The following is a 17,963-nucleotide window of genomic DNA, read 5'->3' on the forward strand; positions in this document are numbered from 1 at the left end:
GACCTCATGCTGTCAGTCGCCGCCAGTAGGGTGGGAGACATGGCAGACCCCTCCAGCTACCGCCCCAAGCCGGGACAGATCCCCGACTCGCCGGGGGTCTACAAATTCCGCGACGAACACCGCCGGGTGATCTACGTCGGGAAGGCGAAAAGCCTGCGCCCGCGCCTGTCCTCGTACTTCCAGGACCTGGCCAATCTGCACCCGCGCACCCGCACGATGGTCACCACTGCCGCCTCAGTGGAGTGGACGGTCGTCGCCACCGAGGTGGAGGCGCTGCAGCTCGAATACTCCTGGATCAAGGAGTTCGACCCGCGGTTCAACGTCAAGTACCGGGACGACAAGAGTTATCCGTCCCTCGCGGTGACCCTCAACGAGGAATACCCCCGTGTCCAGGTGATGCGCGGACCCAAGAAGAAGGGCGTGCGGTATTTCGGGCCCTACGGCCACGCCTGGGCCATCCGCGAGACCGTTGACCTGATGCTCCGGGTCTTCCCGGTGCGCACCTGCTCGGCCGGTGTGTTCAAGCGCTCCGCGCAGATCGGGCGGCCCTGCCTGCTGGGGTACATCGGCAAGTGCTCGGCGCCGTGTGTCGGCCGGGTGACACCCGAGGAACACCGTGAACTGGCCGAGGAGTTCTGCGACTTCATGGCCGGGCGCACCGGCGCGTACATCCGCCGGATCGAGCGGGACATGCACGAGGCCGCCGAGGAGATGGAGTACGAAAGGGCGGCGCGGCTGCGCGACGACATAGAGGCGCTGAAGCGCGCGCTGGAGAAGAACGCCATCGTCTTCACCGACGCCACCGACGCGGATCTCATCGCCGTGGCCGAGGACGAGCTCGAAGCCGCCGTCCAGATCTTCCATGTCCGCGGCGGCCGGGTGCGGGGCCAGCGCGGCTGGGTGACCGACAAGGTCGAGGCGGTCGACACCGCCGGTCTGGTGGAGCACGCCCTCCAGCAGTTGTACGGCGAGGAGAAGGGCGACGCGGTGCCCAAGGAGGTGCTCGTCCCTGCGCTGCCCGACGAGGCGGAAGCCGTCGGCCAGTGGCTGGCAGGCCGGCGCGGTTCACAGGTCTCGCTGCGCATCCCGCAGCGTGGTGACAAGAAGGACCTGATGACCACGGTCCAGCGCAACGCCCAGCAGGCCCTGGTACTGCACAAGACCAAGCGCGCCTCCGACCTCACCACCCGGTCGCGGGCCCTCGAGGAGATCGCGGAGGCACTCGGCCTCGACAGTGCCCCGCTGCGTATCGAGTGCTACGACATCTCCCATCTGCAGGGTGATGACGTGGTGGCTTCCATGGTGGTCTTCGAGGACGGCCTGGCCCGCAAGAGCGAATACCGCCGCTTCCAGATCAAGACCTTCGAAGGGCAGGACGACGTCCGCTCCATGCACGAGGTGATCACCCGCCGCTTCAGGCGCTATCTGCAGGACAAGGAGAAGACGGGGGAGTGGACCGAGGAGTCCACGGCCGAGTCCCCGGAGGACGACGGCCGCCCCAAGCGGTTCGCCTACCCGCCGCAGCTGGTCGTGGTCGACGGTGGCCGGCCCCAGGTGGCTGCGGCCGGCCGCGCTCTCGCCGAGCTCGGCATCGATGATGTCGCCGTCTGCGGTCTCGCCAAGCGCCTCGAGGAGGTCTGGCTCCCCGACGACGAGGATCCGGTGGTCCTGCCCCGTTCGAGCGAAGGGCTCTACCTTCTCCAGCGGGTGCGTGACGAGGCCCACCGCTTCGCCATCACGTATCAGCGGGCCAAGCGGGCCAAGCGGTTCAAGGCCGGTCCGCTGGACTCGGTCGCCGGTCTCGGCGAGACCAGGAAACAGGCTCTGATCAAGCACTTCGGTTCCGTGAAGAAGTTGAAGCAAGCGACAATTGAACAGATCTGTGAAGTTCCCGGGATAGGCCGCAAGACGGCCGAGACCGTGGCCGCCGCTCTCGCACAGGCGGCCCCGGCCGTACCCGCAGTGAACACGGCCACTGGAGAGATCATGGAAGACGACGGGGGCAGCACCGATGAGTGATGAGCAGGAACGGAACGGAGCACACGTGAGTACGGGCAGTACGGGCACACCGGCCGAGGCCACCGAAGCGGCCATCCCGGAACTCGTGATCATCTCCGGGATGTCCGGCGCGGGCCGCTCGACCGCCGCCAAATGCCTGGAGGACCTCGGCTGGTTCGTCGTCGACAACCTGCCGCCCGCGCTGATCCCCACCATGGTGGAGCTGGGCGCCCGCTCGCAGGGCAACGTGGCCCGTATCGCCGTGGTCGTCGATGTCCGCGGCCGCCGCTTCTTCGACAACCTCAGGCAGTCACTGTCCGATCTCGAAGCCAAGCAGGTCACCCGGCGGATCGTGTTCCTGGAGTCGTCGGACGACGCCCTGGTGCGCAGGTTCGAGTCGGTCCGCAGGCCGCACCCGCTGCAGGGCGACGGGCGGATCACCGACGGCATCGCCGCCGAGCGTGATCTGCTGCGCGAGCTGCGTGGTGACGCCGACCTGGTGATCGACACCTCCAGCCTGAACGTCCATGAGCTGCGCGCCAAGATGGACGCCCAGTTCGCCGGTGACGAGGAGCCGGAGCTGCGCGCCACGGTGATGTCGTTCGGCTACAAGTACGGCCTCCCCGTCGATGCCGATCTGGTCGTCGACTGCCGCTTCCTGCCCAACCCGCACTGGGTGCCCGAGCTGCGCCCCTTCACCGGGCTCAACGAGGAGGTCTCCGCCTATGTCTTCAACCAGCCGGGGGCCAAGGAGTTCCTCAACCAGTACAGCGAGCTGCTGCAGATCATCGCCACCGGCTACCGCCGTGAGGGCAAGCGCTATGTGACCATCGCGGTCGGCTGCACCGGCGGCAAGCACCGCTCGGTCGCGATGTCCGAGAAGCTCGCCGCCCGGCTGGCATCGGAAGGGATCGAGACGGTGCTCGTCCATCGCGACATGGGGCGCGAGTGACAGGCCGTACGGCGCCGAGACTGCGGCGGGTACGGCTGATTCCGGGGCGTACGCGGAGCGGCGCTCAGCCCAAGGTGGTCGCCCTCGGCGGCGGCATGGGCCTGTCCGCTTCGCTTGCCGCCCTGCGCCGGATCACCGGTGACCTCACCGCGGTGGTGACCGTCGCCGACGACGGCGGCTCCAGCGGCCGGCTCCGTGAGGAGCTGGGCGTGCTGCCGCCGGGCGATCTGCGCAAGGCACTCGCCGCGCTGTGCGGTGACGACGACTGGGGTCAGACCTGGGCCAGGGTCATCCAGCACCGCTTCCAGTCCCAGGGAGACCTGCACGAGCACGCGGTCGGCAATCTGCTGATCGTGGCCTTGTGGGAGCAGCTCGGCGACCATGTCCAGGCTCTGGACCTGGTCGGCAGACTGCTCGGAGCGCACGGCAGGGTGCTGCCGATGTCCGCGGTGCCGCTGGAGCTGCAGGCCCTGGTACGCGGCCACGACCCGGACCACCCCGACGAGGTCGGCACCGTCCGCGGGCAGGCGACGGTCGCCCTCACCCCCGGGGAGGTGCAGTCGGTCCACCTCGTGCCGAACGACCCGCCGGCCGTCCCCGAGGCACTCGCCGCGGTCCTCGACGCCGACTGGGTGGTGCTGGGCCCGGGCTCCTGGTTCTCCTCGGTCATCCCGCATCTGCTGGTGCCCGAACTCCTGGACGCACTGATCGAGACGAAGGCCCGCAAGGTCCTCTCGCTGAACCTCGCGCCGCAGCCCGGTGAAACCGATGGCTTCTCACCGCAGCGTCATTTGGAGGTTTTGGCCCGACACGCCCCTAAACTCGCCCTGGACGTGGTGCTCGCCGACGAGGCCGCCGTGCCCGACCGCGAGTCGCTCGCCGAAGCCGCCAAACGGCTCGGTGCGACGGTCGAGCTGGCGCCCGTGGCCTCGCCCGATGGCTCCCCGACGCACGACCGGGAGCTGCTGGCCGCCGCGTACGACCGTATTTTTCGGATGCATGGAAGGATCGGCCCATGGCGATGACGGCAGCGGTGAAGGACGAGATTTCCCGGCTTCCCGTCACCCGGACCTGCTGCAGAAAGGCAGAGGTCTCGGCGATTCTCCGGTTCGCAGGCGGTCTGCACCTGGTGAGCGGACGGATTGTGATCGAGGCCGAGCTGGACACCGCCATGGCGGCGCGCCGGCTCAAGCGGGACATCCTGGAGATCTTCGGGCACAACTCCGAACTGATCGTGATGGCGCCCGGCGGGCTGCGCCGGGGCAGCCGCTACGTCGTGCGGGTGGTGGCGGGCGGCGACCAGCTGGCCCGCCAGACCGGTCTGGTGGACGGCCGCGGCCGCCCCATCCGAGGTCTGCCGCCGCAGGTGGTCTCGGGGGCCACCTGTGACGCGGAGGCGGCGTGGCGCGGCGCCTTCCTGGCGCACGGCTCGCTCACCGAGCCGGGCCGCTCCTCCTCGCTCGAGGTGACCTGTCCGGGTCCTGAGGCGGCCCTGGCCCTGGTCGGCGCCGCCCGCCGGCTGCAGATCGCCTCCAAGGCCCGTGAGGTGCGCGGTGTGGACCGGGTTGTCGTCCGGGACGGGGACGCGATCGGCGCCCTGCTGACCAGGCTCGGCGCGCACGAGTCCGTGCTGGCCTGGGAGGAGCGGCGGATGCGCCGCGAGGTCCGTGCCACCGCCAACCGTCTCGCCAATTTCGACGACGCGAACCTGCGCCGCTCGGCGCGAGCCGCTGTCGCTGCCGGGGCCAGGGTGCAGCGCGCACTGGAGATCCTCGCCGACGAGGTACCCGAGCATCTCGCCGCAGCCGGCCGGCTGCGGATGGAACACAAGCAGGCCTCCCTCGAGGAGCTGGGCGCGCTGGCCGACCCGCCGCTGACCAAGGACGCCGTCGCCGGCCGTATCCGCAGGCTGCTGGCGATGGCGGACAAGAGGGCCCAGGACCTCGGCATCCCCGGTACCGAGTCGACGCTTTCCGAGGAGATGGACGACACCCTGGTCGGCTGACCTCGGCATCTCGGCACAAGGGGGCGGCTGCTCGTATTCCTACTGGTGGGTACGGGTAGCCGCCCCCTTGTGCGGACTTCCGGGCGTCCATGTTCGATATGACCCTGAGGGCTCCGGGGAGGTAGGGTCGGAGGCGGTCGGGGACATCCCATACAACTCGCCGTGGCGTCGAAACCCGGCGTACCAACGAGGAGATCGGTTCGTGACGATCCGCGTAGGCATCAACGGCTTTGGCCGCATTGGGCGCAACTACTTCCGCGCTCTGCTGGAGCAGGGTGCGGACATCGAGATCGTGGCTGTCAACGACCTGGGTGACACTGCGACCACCGCCCACCTGCTGAAGTACGACACCATCCTGGGCCGCCTCAAGGCCGAGGTGTCGCACACCGCAGACACCATCACCGTCGACGGACACACCATCAAGGTGCTGTCCGAGCGCAACCCGGCCGACATCCCCTGGGGTCAGCTGGGAGTCGACATCGTCATCGAGTCGACCGGCTTCTTCACGAAGAAGGCCGACGCCGAGAAGCACATTGCGGGCGGCGCCAAGAAGGTCCTCATCTCGGCTCCGGCCAAGGGCGAGGACATCACCATCGTGATGGGCGTGAACCAGGACAAGTACGACGCGGCCAACCACCACGTCATCTCCAACGCCTCCTGCACCACCAACTGTGTGGCGCCGATGGCCAAGGTTCTCCTGGAGAACTTCGGCATCGTCAAGGGCATGATGACGACGGTCCACGCGTACACCAACGACCAGCGCATCCTTGACTACCCGCACTCGGACCTGCGTCGCGCCCGCGCCGCGGCCGAGAACATCATCCCGACCACCACGGGCGCCGCCAAGGCGACCGCACTGGTCATCCCGGAGCTCGAGGGCAAGCTCGACGGCATCGCGATGCGTGTCCCGGTTCCGACCGGCTCCGTCACCGACCTCGTCATCGAGCTCGAGCGCGAGGTCACCAAGGACGAGGTCAACGCCGCGTTCCAGAAGGCGTCCGAGGGCCAGCTCAAGGGCCTCCTCGACTACACCGAGGACCCGATCGTCTCCTCGGACATCGTCAACTGGCCGGCCTCCTGCACCTTCGACTCCTCCCTGACCATGGTCCAGGGCAAGAACGTGAAGGTCATCGGCTGGTACGACAACGAGTGGGGCTACTCCAACCGTCTGGTCGACCTCACCGTCTTCGTCGGCGGCCAGCTCTGATCAGCAGGTAGACACCTCGATGTGAGCACGGGGCTCGGACCGCGCAAGGAAGCGCGGTCCGGGCCCCGTCGCCTGTCCAGCTCGTCCAAGGAGTCCAGGAACGCATGAAGACCATCGACGAACTTCTCGCCGAAGGGGTCGCGGGCAAGCGGGTTTTCGTCCGTGCCGACCTCAATGTGCCGCTCTCCGGCACCACCATCACCGACGACGGCCGGATCAGGGCCGTACAGCCGACGGTGGCCAAGCTCGCCGAGGCCGGCGCGCGGGTCGTCGTCGCCTCCCACCTGGGCCGCCCCAAGGGCGCCCCGGACCCGGCGTTCTCGCTGGCCCCTGCCGCCGCGCGCCTCGGGGAGCTCCTCGGTGCCGACGTCGCCTTCGCGAAGGACACGGTCGGTGAATCCGCCCGCGCCACGGTCGCCGCTCTCACCGACGGCCGGGTCGCCGTCATCGAGAACCTCCGCTTCAACGCCGGTGAGACGTCGAAGGACGACGCCGAGCGCGGTGCCTTCGCCGACCAGCTGGCCGAGCTGGCCGATCTGTACGTCGGTGACGGCTTCGGCGCCGTGCACCGCAAGCACGCCTCGGTCTTCGACCTGCCGGCGCGCCTGCCGCACGCCGCGGGGTATCTGATCGCCACCGAGGTGGGCGTTCTCAAGAAGCTGACGACGGACGTCCGTCGTCCGTACGCGGTGGTGCTCGGCGGGGCCAAGGTCTCCGACAAGCTCGGCGTCATCGACCACCTCCTGGAGCGGGCCGACCGCATCCTCATCGGCGGTGGCATGGCGTACACCTTCCTCAAGGCCCAGGGGCACGAGGTCGGCAGCTCCCTCCTCCAGGAGGACCAGATCCCGGTGGTGCTGGAATACCTGCAGCGCGCCAAGGACAAGGGCGTGGAGTTCGTGCTCCCCGTCGACGTCGTGGTGTCGGAGCAGTTCCCGGACCTCAAGGCCAAGGCGCCGACCCACCCCGCCACCGTAGCGGCTGACGCCATGCCGGCCGGGAAAATGGGCCTCGACAACGGCCCCGAGACCAACAAGCTCTACGCCTCGAAGCTTGCCGACGCGGCCACCGTTTTCTGGAACGGCCCGATGGGCGTCTTCGAGCACCCCGACTACGCGGACGGCACCAGGGCCGTCGCGCAGGCGCTTCTCGACAGCGACGCCTTCACGGTCGTCGGCGGTGGGGACTCCGCCGCCGCTGTCCGCATCCTGGGCTTTGACGAAAACGAATTCGGACATATTTCGACCGGTGGCGGCGCCAGCCTCGAGTACCTCGAGGGCAAGACGCTTCCCGGCCTCGCCGCACTGGAGGACTGAACCTCAATGACCAACCCCCAAGGCCGGACCCCGCTGATGGCGGGCAACTGGAAGATGAACCTCAACCACCTCGAGGCCATCGCACACGTCCAGAAGCTCTCCTTCGGGCTCGCCGACAAGGACTACGACGCGGTCGAGGTGGCGGTCCTGCCGCCCTTCGTCGATCTGCGTTCCGTCCAGACCCTCGTCGACGGCGACAAGCTGAAGATCAAGTACGGCGCCCAGGACCTCTCGGCGCACGACTCCGGTGCGTTCACCGGTGAGATCTCGGGTCCCATGCTGGCCAAGCTGAAGTGCACCTACGTGACCGTGGGGCACAGTGAGCGCCGCCAGTACCACGCCGAGAGCGACGAGATCTGCAACGCCAAGGTCAAGGCCGCCTACCGGCACGGACTCACCCCGATTCTGTGCGTCGGTGAGGGCCTGGACATCCGCAAGGCCGGCCAGCAGGTGCCGTACACGCTGAACCAGCTCGACGGTGCGCTCAAGGACGTCCCGGCGGAGCAGGCCGAGTCGATCGTGATCGCCTATGAGCCGGTATGGGCGATCGGTACCGGTGAGGTGGCCACCCCGGAGGACGCGCAGGAGGTCTGCGGCGCGATCCGTGCCCGGCTGGGCGAGCTGTACTCGCCCGAGCTGGCCGGGAAGGTCCGCATCCAGTACGGCGGCTCGGTGAAGTCGGGCAACGTCGCCGCGATCATGGCGCAGCCCGATGTGGACGGTGCGCTGGTCGGTGGCGCCGCCCTGGATGCCGACGAGTTCGTCAAGATCGTCCGGTTCCGCGACCAGTGAGTATGCGGTAGCGCGGATCCGTCGTACCCTTGCGGGGCCGAGACGGCTGGCAGCAGTCGTCCGGCCCCTTCGTCCGTTTTGAGTTCCGAGGAAGTTGGTCCAGCCGTGATTCTGGGGTTCTCGATCGCCCTGATCGTCTTCAGCCTGCTGCTGATGCTGCTGGTGCTGATGCACAAGGGAAAGGGCGGCGGCCTCTCCGACATGTTCGGTGGCGGCATGCAGTCGTCCGTCGGCGGCTCCTCGGTCGCCGAGCGCAACCTGGACCGCATCACCGTGGTGCTCGGCATCTGCTGGTTCGCGTGCATTGTCGTACTGGGTCTGCTGATGAAGCTGAACCGCTGACCTTCCGGCATCCGCGTTCTCCGCGTTTCGGTGCGCGATTCGGTGCGGGGGTGTAACTCCAATCACTGGACGCGCGTTGGGCCTTACGTAGACTGGGGCATCTTCGAGCACCATCACGCAGGGAGTTACGACCGTGGCAAGTGGCAACGCGATCCGGGGAAGCCGGGTCGGAGCGGGGCCGATGGGGGAGGCCGAGCGGGGCGAGTCCGCGCCGCGCCTCCGCATCTCCTTCTGGTGCTCGAACGGGCACGAGACGCAGCCGAGCTTCGCCAGCGACGCACAGGTTCCGGAGACTTGGGACTGCCCGCGCTGTGGGTTCCCGGCCGGTCAGGACCGGGACAGCCCGCCGGACCCGCCACGCACCGAGCCCTACAAGACGCATCTCGCGTACGTACGGGAGCGGCGCAGCGACGCGGACGGTGAGGCGATCCTCGCCGAGGCTCTGGCCAAACTGCGGGGCGAGATCTAGATACCTGACATCCGGCCGGATCCCCTCGGGAGTCCGGCCGGGCCGCGTTGCCGGTGCCGCCGTCCACCGTCTTCAGCCAGGGGACCGGACGGCGAAGCCGTGACGGCCGACGCGACGGTGTGTACATCGGCACGATGCGCAGCGTGTTCGTCGCCGCATGTGTCGGACCGGCTGCCTGGTCGCATGGGCGCGGTGCGCCAGTCGCGGGTGACGGTGACCGCACTGGCGGCGTTCGGGGCCTGCGGGATGCTCCGGAACGGTCAACCAGGTCACGCCGATGCAGCGGCGCAACCCGCAGGCGATGGTGGGCAGAACCAGCGCCGCCTTCCGTAGGCACTCCACCGGCAAAGTCCCGCTGGGCGCACTGATGGGCGGCCCGGTGGCCGCCGGCCGGGGGCTCGACACGCCCGTACTTCTGACAGCCTGTCTCTTCCTGGCTGCCGTAGCGTCACTCGTACGCCAGATCAATTAGGTTGGATACGCAGCGGGGTATGCAGGCAGGTACGAGAAGAATGGACCGATGTCCGAGATGAACGCAGAAGGCCGTACCAGGCTCAACCAGATGCCCGAGTGGACCGCTCTGGGCAAGCACCGTGAGCAGCTGGGCAACACGCGTCTGCGGGAGCTGTTCGACAGGGATCCACAGCGAGGGACCGCATACACCCTCCGGGCGGGCGATCTGTATCTCGACTACTCCAAGCACTTGGTGACCGACGAGACGCTGGGCCTGCTCCGGGAGCTGGCCGCTGCCGCCGGGGTCGCCGAGCTGCGTGACGCGATGTTCCGCGGCGAGAAGATCAACACCACCGAGGACCGCGCGGTGCTGCACACCGCCCTGCGTGCCCCGCGCGACGCGGTGATCGAGGTGGACGGGAAGAACGTCGTGCCGGCGGTGCACACGGTGCTCGACACGATGGCGGCGTTCGCCGACAAGGTCAGGTCGGGGGAGTGGACCGGCCACACCGGCAAGCGGATCAGGGCGGTCGTCAACATCGGCATCGGCGGCTCCGACCTGGGCCCCGCGATGGCCTACGAAGCCCTGCGGTCGTTCACCGCGCGCGATCTGCAGGTTCGTTTCGTCTCGAATGTCGACGGGGCCGATCTGCACGAGGCCGTCAGGGACCTGGACCCCGCCGAGACGCTGTTCATCATCGCGTCGAAGACTTTCACCACCATCGAGACCATCACCAATGCCACGTCCGCGCGCAACTGGCTGCTGACCGGCCTGCGGGCCGGCGACGAGGCGGTGGCCAAGCACTTCGTGGCTCTGTCGACGAACGCCGAGAAGGTCGCGGACTTCGGCATCGACACGGCCAACATGTTCGAGTTCTGGGACTGGGTCGGCGGCCGTTACTCCTTCGACTCGGCCATCGGCCTCTCCCTGATGATCGCGATCGGGCCGGACCGCTTCCGGGAGATGCTCGACGGCTTCCACCTGGTCGACGAGCACTTCCGCACCGCCCCCGCCGAGCAGAACGTCCCCCTGCTGCTCGGCCTGCTCGGTGTCTGGTACGGCGAGTTCTTCGGCGCGCAGTCGCACGCCGTGCTGCCCTACTCGCACTACCTCTCGAAGTTCACCGCGTATCTCCAGCAGCTGGACATGGAGTCCAACGGCAAGTCCGTGGACCGTGAGGGAAACCCGGTCGACTGGCAGACCGGCCCGGTGGTCTGGGGCACGCCGGGTACCAACGGCCAGCACGCCTACTACCAGTTGCTGCACCAGGGCACCAAGGTCATCCCTGCCGACTTCATCGGCTTCGCCCGGCCGGTCGACGATCTGACGCCGGGTCTTGAGGCCCAGCACGACCTCCTGATGGCCAACTTCTTCGCACAGACGCAGGCTCTCGCCTTCGGCAAGACACCCGACGAGGTACGCGCGGAGGGCGTCGCCGATGAGCTGGTGCCGCACAAGACGTTCCGCGGCAACCACCCGACGACGACGATCCTCGCGGACACCCTCACTCCGTCGGTTCTCGGTCAGCTGATCGCGCTCTACGAGCACAAGGTGTTCGTGCAGGGCGCCATCTGGAACATCGACTCCTTCGACCAGTGGGGTGTCGAGCTCGGCAAGGTCCTCGCCAAGAAGATCGAGCCGGTCCTCACCGGGGCGGCCCCGGGCCGGGACGCCGGACAGCTGGACAGTTCCACTTCCGCGCTGGTGGACAAGTACCGCACCCTGCGGGGCCGTTGACACCGGAACGGGAAACGGCCCGCACCCCTCGGGCGAGGGGCGCGGGCCGTACCTGTACCGGCGGCCGCTATGCGGTGGCCGGCCCGTAGAGCTGAGGGGGCAGCTGCGAAGCCGCGGCCGAGTCCAGCAGCCACAGGGTGCGGCTGCGGCCGTATGCCCCTGCGGCCGGGGCCTGGACCTCCCCGGTCCCGGTCAGCGCGAGAGCGGCAGCCCCTGCCTTGTCCTCGCCGGCCGCCAGCAGCCACACCTCACGGGCCGCCCGGATCGCGGGCAGCGTCAGCGAGATGCGGGTCGGCGGCGGTTTGGGCGCACCGTGCACCCCGACGACGGTGCGCACAGTCTCCCGTACGGCCGGAAGCTCGGGGAAGAGCGAGGCCACATGGGCGTCCGGGCCCACCCCGAGCATCAGTACGTCGAACGCGGGCACGTCACCGTGGTCCTCCGGCTCCGAAGCGGCGGCCAGATCTGCCGCGTAGGCCGCGGCCGCAGCCTCCACATCACTGCCGTACGGGCCGTCCGAAGCGGCCATGGCGTGCACTCGCGTGGGGTCCACCCCCACCGTGTCCAGCAGTGCCGCACGGGCCTGCGTGATGTTGCGCTCCGGATCGCCTTCCGGCAGGAACCGCTCGTCACCCCACCACAGGTCGATCCTCGACCAGTCGACGGCGTCCCGGGCGGGCGCGTCGGCCAGGGCCGCGAGCAGCCCGTTGCCGTTGCGCCCGCCGGTGAGTACCACCGAAGCGGACCCCCTGGCGGCCTGGGCGTCCACGACCTTGGTGATCAGCCGGGCCGCCGCGGCCTGCGCCATCAGATCCTTGTCGCGGTGGACGACGAGCTGCGGAGAGCTCACTTCGATGCCGCCTTCTTGGCCGGCGCCGTCTTCTTCGCCGCGGGAGCAGCCTTCTTCGGCTCCTCAGGGGCCTGATCGGGCGTCGGCCGGCCGGGCTTGTCGGACGGCGCCCCGAGGCGGTCCACGCCGAACTTCAGCGCCGCCGCGTAGGTGTCGTCCGGGTCCAGCCTGCGCAGCTCCTCCGCGAGCAGCTCGGAGGTCTCGCGCCGCTTCAGGGCCACCGCACGGTCCGGCTGGCCCTGCATGGAGAGCGTGGCCAGCGAGCCGTCCGCACGGTCGAGCACGATCTCGCCGTGGTCGGTCTCCATCCGTACGGCGGTGAGGCCGGGGCCGGACGAGAACGAGCGGGTCACCGGCACGTCCAGGCGGTCCGCGAGCCACATGGCGAGCAGCTCGCAGCTCGGGTTGAACTCCTCGCCCTCCACGTCGGCCGCGCTCACCTTGCCAGGTACCTGGTCGAGCGCTGCCGCGAGCATGGAGCGCCAGGGGGTGATGCGGGACCACGACAGATCGGTGTCGCCCGGCGCGTAGGCCGCAGAACGCGCCGTCAGCTCGTGTATCGGCTGTTCGGCGGCGTACGAGTCGGTGACCCGGCGCTGGGCCAGTGCCCCGAGCGGGTCCTTCGCCGGGTCGAGCGGCGCGTTCACCGGCCACCAGACCACCACGGGGGCGTCGGGCAGCAGCAGGGGGAGCACCACCGACTGGGCGTGGTGCAGCACCTCGCCGTACATGCGCAGGATCACCGTCTCGCCGGTGCCCGCCTCCGTGCCGACCCGCACCTCGGCGTCGAGCCGCGCCGCGGCCCGGTCGCGCGGGGAGCGGGAGACCCGCTTGATGACCACCAGCGTGCGCGAGGGGTGCTCGCGCGACGCTTCGTTGGCCGCCTTGAGCGCGTCGTAGGCGTTCTCCTCGTCGGTGACGATGACGAGGGTCAGCACCATGCCGACGGCGGGTGTGCCGATGGCACGCCGGCCTTGCACAAGGGCCTTGTTGACCTTGCTGGCCGTGGTTTCCGTCAGATCGATTTTCATGGCCGGCGCCAGCTCCGTCCTTCTCGTGCGAGCATTTCGTCCGCCTCGACCGGCCCCCAGGTGCCCGCCTCGTACTGGGCGGGCTTGCCGTGGGTCTCCCAGTACCGCTCGATCGGGTCGAGGATCCGCCAGGACTGCTCGACCTCCTCCAGCCGCGGGAAGAGGTTCGAGTCGCCGAGCAGAACATCGAGGATGAGCCGCTCGTAGGCCTCGGGGCTGGACTCGGTGAAGGACTCGCCGTAGGCGAAGTCCATCGAGACGTCCCGGATCTCCATCGAGGTGCCGGGCACCTTGGAGCCGAACCGCATGGTGATGCCCTCGTCGGGCTGCACCCGGATGACGATCGCGTTGTGCCCCAGCTCCTCCGTCGCCGTGTGGTCGAAGGGGGAGTGCGGAGCGCGCTGGAAGACGACGGCGATCTCGGTGACCCTGCGGCCCAGCCGCTTGCCGGTACGCAGGTAGAAGGGGACGCCCGCCCAGCGGCGGTTGTCGATCTCCAGCCGCACCGCGGCGTAGGTGTCGGTCGTCGACTTGGGGTCGATGCCGTCCTCCTGGAGATAGCCGACGGCCTGTTCGCCGCCCTGCCAGCCCGCGGCGTACTGGCCGCGCACCGTCTCCTTGCCGAGGTCCCTGGGCGGCTTGACCGCGCCGAGCACCTTGGTCTTCTCGGCCACCAGAGCATCGGCGTCGAAGGAGGCGGGCTCCTCCATCGCGGTCAGCGCGAGCAGCTGCAGCAGGTGGTTCTGGATGACGTCACGGGCGGCGCCGATGCCGTCGTAGTAGCCGGCCCGGCCGCCGATTCCGATGTCCTCGGCCATGGTGATCTGGATGTGGTCGACGTACGACCGGTTCCAGATGGGCTCGAAGAGGGTGTTGGCGAAGCGGAGCGCCAGGATGTTCTGGACGGTCTCCTTGCCGAGGTAGTGGTCGATCCGGAAGACCTCGTGCGGCGGGAAGACCTCGTGGACGACCTTGTTGAGCTCCTGGGCGCTCTTCAGGTCGTGACCGAACGGCTTCTCGATGACGGCGCGTCGCCAGGAGCCTTCCTTCTGGTCGGCGAGCCCGTGCTTCTTGAGCTGCTGGACGACCTTGGGGAAGAACTTCGGCGGCACGGACAGATAGAAGGCGAAGTTGCCTCCGGTGCCCTGTGCCTTGTCGAGCTCCTCGATCGTCGACTTGAGCGTCTCGAACGCCGTGTCGTCGTCGAAGGTGCCCTGGACGAAGCGCATGCCCTGGATCAGCTGCTGCCAGACCTCTTCGCGGAAGGGTGTGCGCGCATGCTCCTTGACGGCATCGTGCACCACCTGGGCGAAGTCCTCGTCCTCCCAGTCGCGGCGGGCGAAGCCGATGAGCGAGAAGCCTGGCGGCAGGAGGCCGCGGTTGGCCAGGTCGTAGACGGCAGGCATCAGTTTTTTACGGGACAAATCGCCTGTGACGCCGAAGATGACCAGACCCGACGGTCCCGCGATGCGCGGGAGCCGTCGGTCCTGGGGGTCACGCAGCGGGTTGCTGCTGGACAATTTTTTAGCCCTCCGAAGGGGCGAGGCGCTTGAGTTCCGCCTCGGTCGACTTGAGCAGGTCGGTCCAGGCCGCCTCGAACTTCTCGACGCCCTCGTCCTCGAGGACCTGTACGACGTCGTCGTACGAGATCCCGAGCTTCTCGATGGCAGCGAGGTCGGCGCGTGCCTGCTCGTAGCTGCCGGAAACCGCGTTGCCGGTGATCTCACCATGGTCGGCGGTGGCGTCGAGCGTCGCCTCCGGCATGGTGTTCACCGTGTTGGGCGCGACCAGGTCGGCCACGTACATGGTGTCCCGGTACGCCGGGTCCTTGACGCCGGTCGACGCCCACAGGGGGCGCTGCTTGTTGGCGCGCGCCTTGTCGAGTGCTGCCCAGCGGCTGGAGGAGAAGACCTCCTCGTACGCCTCGTAGGCCAGCCGGGCGTTGGCGACCGCGGCCTTGCCCTTGGCGGCCTTGGCCTCGTCGGTGCCCAGCGCGTCCAGACGCTTGTCGATCTCGGTGTCCACCCGGGACACGAAGAAGGAGGCAACCGAGTGGATCTTGGAGAGGTCCAGGCCCGCGGCCTTGGCCTTCTCGAGTCCTGCCAGGTAGGCGTCCATGACCAAGCGGTAGCGCTCCAGCGAGAAGATCAGCGTGATATTGACGCTGATGCCCCGGCCGATGGTCTCGGTGATGGCCGGCAGACCGGCCTCGGTCGCCGGGATCTTGATGAGCGTGTTCGGGCGGTCGACCAGCCAGGCCAGCTGCTTGGCCTCGGCGACCGTGGCCTTGGTGTTGTGGGCGAGGCGGGGGTCGACCTCGATGGAGACCCGGCCGTCCTGACCGTCCGTCGAGTCGAAGACCGGCCGGAGGATGTCGGCGGCGTCGCGAACATCCGCCGTCGTGATCATCCGGATGGCTTCCTCGACGGTGACGCTGCGGGCCGCGAGGTCGGAGAGCTGCTGGTCGTAACCATCGCCCTGCGAGATCGCCTTCTGGAAGATCGACGGGTTGGTGGTGACACCGACCACGTGCTGCTGGTCGATCAGCTCGGCCAGGTTGCCGGATGTGATGCGCTTGCGCGAAAGGTCGTCGAGCCAGATCGCGACGCCTTCGTCGGAGAGGCGCTTGAGTGCGTCTGTCATGGGAATTGCATCTCCTACTTGTCGTATACAGGCGTCAGCGTGCTGCGGCTTCGAGAGATTCCCGGGCCGCCGCCACGACCGCTTCGGCCGTGAAACCGAACTCGCGGAAGAGGACCTTGGCGTCGGCGGACGCGCCGAAGTGCTCCAGCGACACGATGCGTCCCGCGTCACCCGTGAAGCGGTGCCAGGTCAGGGCGATACCGGCCTCGACAGCCACCCGCGCCTTCACGGACGGCGGCAGTACCGAGTCCCGGTACCCCTGGTCCTGCTCCTCGAACCATTCGACCGACGGCATCGAGACAACCCGGGTCGGGACTCCGGCGGCCTGGAGCTGCTCGCGCGCCTCCACAGCCAGCTGGACCTCGGAGCCGGTGCCGATGAGCACGACCTGGGCTTCGCCGCCCTCGGCGTCGAAGAGCACGTAGCCGCCCTTGGCGGCGTCCTCGTTCGCCTCGTAGGTGGGCACACCCTGGCGGGTCAGCGCGAGGCCGTGCGGGGCGCCCTTGCCGAACTCCTTGGTGTAGCGCTTGAGGATCTCGCGCCAGGCGATCGCCGTCTCGTTCGCGTCCGCGGGACGGACGACGTTGAGGCCCGGAATGGCACGCAGCGAGGCGAGGTGCTCCACAGGCTGGTGCGTCGGGCCGTCCTCGCCGAGGCCGACCGAGTCGTGCGTCCACACGTAGGTGACCGGCGCGTGCATCAGTGCGGAGAGCCGGACCGCGTTACGCATGTAGTCGGAGAACACCAGGAAGGTGCCGCCGTAGATCCGGGTGTGGCCGTGCAGCGCGATGCCGTTCATGGCCGCGGCCATGGCGTGCTCGCGGATACCGAAGTGAATCGTCCGGCCGTACGGGTCCGCACCGGGCAGCGGGTTGCCCACCGGCAGGAACGAGGAGTTCTTGTCGATGGTGGTGTTGTTCGAGCCCGCGAGGTCGGCGGAGCCGCCCCACAGCTCGGGAACGACATCGCCCAGAGCCTGGAGCACCTTGCCGGAGGCGGCACGCGTGGCGACCGCCTTGCCGGCCTCGAACCGGGGGAGCCTGTCCTGCCAGCCATCGGGCAGTTCGCCCGCGCTGATCCGGTCGAACTCGGCGGCGCGCTCCGGGTTGGCGGTGCGCCAGGCGGCCAGGCCCTTCTCCCACTCGCCCTTGGCCTCCCGGCCGCGGTCGAGGGCTGCCCGGGTGTGGGTCAGAACCTCGTCGGAAACCTCGAAGGACTTCGTGGGGTCGAAGCCGAGAACGTTCTTGATCGCGGCGACTTCGTCGTCGCCGAGCGCCGAGCCGTGAGCGGCCTCGGTGTTCTGGGCGTTCGGGGCGGGCCAGGCGATGATCGAGCGCATCGCGATGAAGGAGGGGCGCCCGGTCTCGGCCTTGGCGGCCTGGATCGCCGTGTGGAGAGCGGCCGGGTCGAGGTCGCCGTTCTCCTTGGGGGCCACCCGCTGGACGTGCCAGCCGTATGCCTCGTACCGCGCGATGGTGTCCTCGGAGACCGCGGTCTCCGTGTCGCCCTCGATGGAGATGTGGTTGTCGTCCCACAGCAGCACGAGATTGCCGAGCTTCTGGTGCCCGGCCAGCGAGGACGCCTCGGACGAGATGCCTTCCTGGAGGCAGCCGTCGCCCGCGATCGCGAAGATGAAGTGATCGAACGGCGAGGTGCCGGGGGCAGCTTCGGGGTCGAAGAGACCGCGCTCGTAGCGGGCGGCCATGGCCATACCCACAGCGTTGGCGACCCCCTGGCCCAGCGGACCCGTGGTGGTCTCGACGCCGGCGGTGTGGCCGTACTCCGGGTGGCCCGGAGTCTTGGAGCCCCAGGTGCGGAATGCCTTCAGATCATCCAGCTCCAGACCGAAGCCGGCCAGGTAGAGCTGGGTGTAGAGGGTCAGCGATGAGTGGCCAGCAGAGAGGACGAACCGGTCGCGGCCGGTCCACTCGGGGTCGGCCGGGTCGTGCCGCATCACCTTCTGGAAGAGGGTGTACGCGGCGGGGGCCAGGCTCATGGCCGTACCGGGATGGCCGTTGCCGACCTTCTGTACGGCGTCCGCGGCCAGCACGCGGGCGGTGTCGACGGCCCGCTGGTCCAATTCGGTCCACTCGAGGTCTGTGGTGGTCGGCTTGGTACTCACCCTGGGTCAGGGCTCCTCTCCACATATGTAATCCCGGTAACGGTC

At 68.7% G+C, this 17,963-nt stretch carries 16 protein-coding genes; 11 read left to right on the plus strand and 5 right to left on the minus strand.

The genetic code is table 11. The features are described from left to right. Positions 1-39 precede the first annotated feature (39 nt). The 11 genes from uvrC to pgi all read left to right on the plus strand — a co-directional run bounded on the left by uvrC (position 40) and on the right by pgi (position 11,272). Positions 40-2,019, plus strand: coding sequence for an excinuclease ABC subunit UvrC (gene uvrC / locus OHS16_RS24435; protein WP_328539390.1), 1,980 nt, complete (start codon positions 40-42; stop codon positions 2,017-2,019). Then, positions 2,012-2,950 carry an RNase adapter RapZ gene (gene rapZ / locus OHS16_RS24440; RefSeq protein ID WP_328539391.1) on the plus strand — a complete coding sequence of 313 codons (939 nt, stop codon included), beginning with the start codon at positions 2,012-2,014 and terminating at the stop codon, positions 2,948-2,950. Before uvrC ends, rapZ begins: the two co-directional genes overlap by 8 nt. Beyond that, positions 2,947-3,975, plus strand: a complete 1,029-nt coding sequence (locus tag OHS16_RS24445; protein WP_328539392.1) for a gluconeogenesis factor YvcK family protein — start codon at positions 2,947-2,949, stop codon at positions 3,973-3,975. The genes rapZ and OHS16_RS24445 overlap by 4 nt, the downstream gene beginning before the upstream one ends. Beyond that, complete coding sequence (gene whiA, locus OHS16_RS24450) at positions 3,966-4,955, plus strand: DNA-binding protein WhiA (protein ID WP_328539393.1); 990 nt, start codon at positions 3,966-3,968, stop codon at positions 4,953-4,955. Before OHS16_RS24445 ends, whiA begins: the two co-directional genes overlap by 10 nt. Positions 4,956-5,157: 202 nt before the next feature. Continuing rightward, entirely contained in the window at positions 5,158-6,162 is a 1,005-nt protein-coding gene (gene gap, locus OHS16_RS24455) for a type I glyceraldehyde-3-phosphate dehydrogenase (protein ID WP_328539394.1), read from the plus strand. A 104-nt stretch (positions 6,163-6,266) separates the two neighbouring features. Continuing rightward, a complete protein-coding gene (locus OHS16_RS24460) occupies positions 6,267-7,478 on the plus strand; it encodes a phosphoglycerate kinase (RefSeq protein ID WP_328539395.1) in 1,212 nt (403 codons plus the stop codon). Positions 7,479-7,484: 6 nt separating this feature from the next. Next, the gene (tpiA, locus tag OHS16_RS24465; RefSeq protein ID WP_328539396.1) at positions 7,485-8,270 is read left to right on the plus strand and encodes a triose-phosphate isomerase; all 786 of its coding nucleotides are present in this window, start codon (positions 7,485-7,487) and stop codon (positions 8,268-8,270) included. A 105-nt stretch (positions 8,271-8,375) separates the two neighbouring features. Then, on the plus strand, positions 8,376-8,612 hold the full coding sequence (gene secG / locus OHS16_RS24470) for a preprotein translocase subunit SecG (RefSeq protein WP_328539397.1): 237 nt from the start codon (positions 8,376-8,378) through the stop codon (positions 8,610-8,612). 133 nt (positions 8,613-8,745) lie between these two features. Then, positions 8,746-9,081, plus strand: coding sequence for an RNA polymerase-binding protein RbpA (locus OHS16_RS24475; protein ID WP_072483070.1), 336 nt, complete (start codon positions 8,746-8,748; stop codon positions 9,079-9,081). A 277-nt stretch (positions 9,082-9,358) separates the two neighbouring features. Continuing rightward, positions 9,359-9,553: a hypothetical protein gene (locus OHS16_RS24480; RefSeq protein WP_328539398.1), complete on the plus strand. Its 195-nt coding sequence runs from the start codon at positions 9,359-9,361 to the stop codon at positions 9,551-9,553. A 57-nt stretch (positions 9,554-9,610) separates the two neighbouring features. After that, positions 9,611-11,272 (plus strand): glucose-6-phosphate isomerase, encoded by a 1,662-nt coding sequence (gene pgi / locus OHS16_RS24485; RefSeq protein WP_328540969.1) that lies wholly within the window; start codon positions 9,611-9,613, stop codon positions 11,270-11,272. A 67-nt stretch (positions 11,273-11,339) separates the two neighbouring features. On the opposite strand, the gene pgl is transcribed toward pgi, so the two are convergent. The 5 genes from pgl to tkt are packed head-to-tail and all read right to left on the minus strand — an operon-like array spanning position 11,340 to position 17,918. Then, the gene (gene pgl / locus OHS16_RS24490; protein WP_328539399.1) at positions 11,340-12,122 is read right to left on the minus strand and encodes a 6-phosphogluconolactonase; all 783 of its coding nucleotides are present in this window, start codon (positions 12,120-12,122) and stop codon (positions 11,340-11,342) included. Beyond that, positions 12,119-13,153, minus strand: coding sequence for a glucose-6-phosphate dehydrogenase assembly protein OpcA (opcA, locus tag OHS16_RS24495; RefSeq protein WP_328539400.1), 1,035 nt, complete (start codon positions 13,151-13,153; stop codon positions 12,119-12,121). The genes pgl and opcA overlap by 4 nt, the downstream gene beginning before the upstream one ends. Next, positions 13,150-14,673 carry a glucose-6-phosphate dehydrogenase gene (gene zwf, locus OHS16_RS24500; RefSeq protein ID WP_328539401.1) on the minus strand — a complete coding sequence of 508 codons (1,524 nt, stop codon included), beginning with the start codon at positions 14,671-14,673 and terminating at the stop codon, positions 13,150-13,152. Before zwf ends, opcA begins: the two co-directional genes overlap by 4 nt. Positions 14,674-14,677: 4 nt before the next feature. Then, positions 14,678-15,796 (minus strand): transaldolase, encoded by a 1,119-nt coding sequence (gene tal / locus OHS16_RS24505; protein ID WP_328539402.1) that lies wholly within the window; start codon positions 15,794-15,796, stop codon positions 14,678-14,680. A gap of 34 nt (positions 15,797-15,830) precedes the next feature. Next, the gene (tkt, locus tag OHS16_RS24510) at positions 15,831-17,918 is read right to left on the minus strand and encodes a transketolase (protein WP_328539403.1); all 2,088 of its coding nucleotides are present in this window, start codon (positions 17,916-17,918) and stop codon (positions 15,831-15,833) included. Positions 17,919-17,963: the final 45 nt, after the last annotated feature.

The organism is Streptomyces sp. NBC_00344 (assembly GCF_036088315.1).
Lineage (GTDB): Bacteria > Actinomycetota > Actinomycetes > Streptomycetales > Streptomycetaceae > Streptomyces.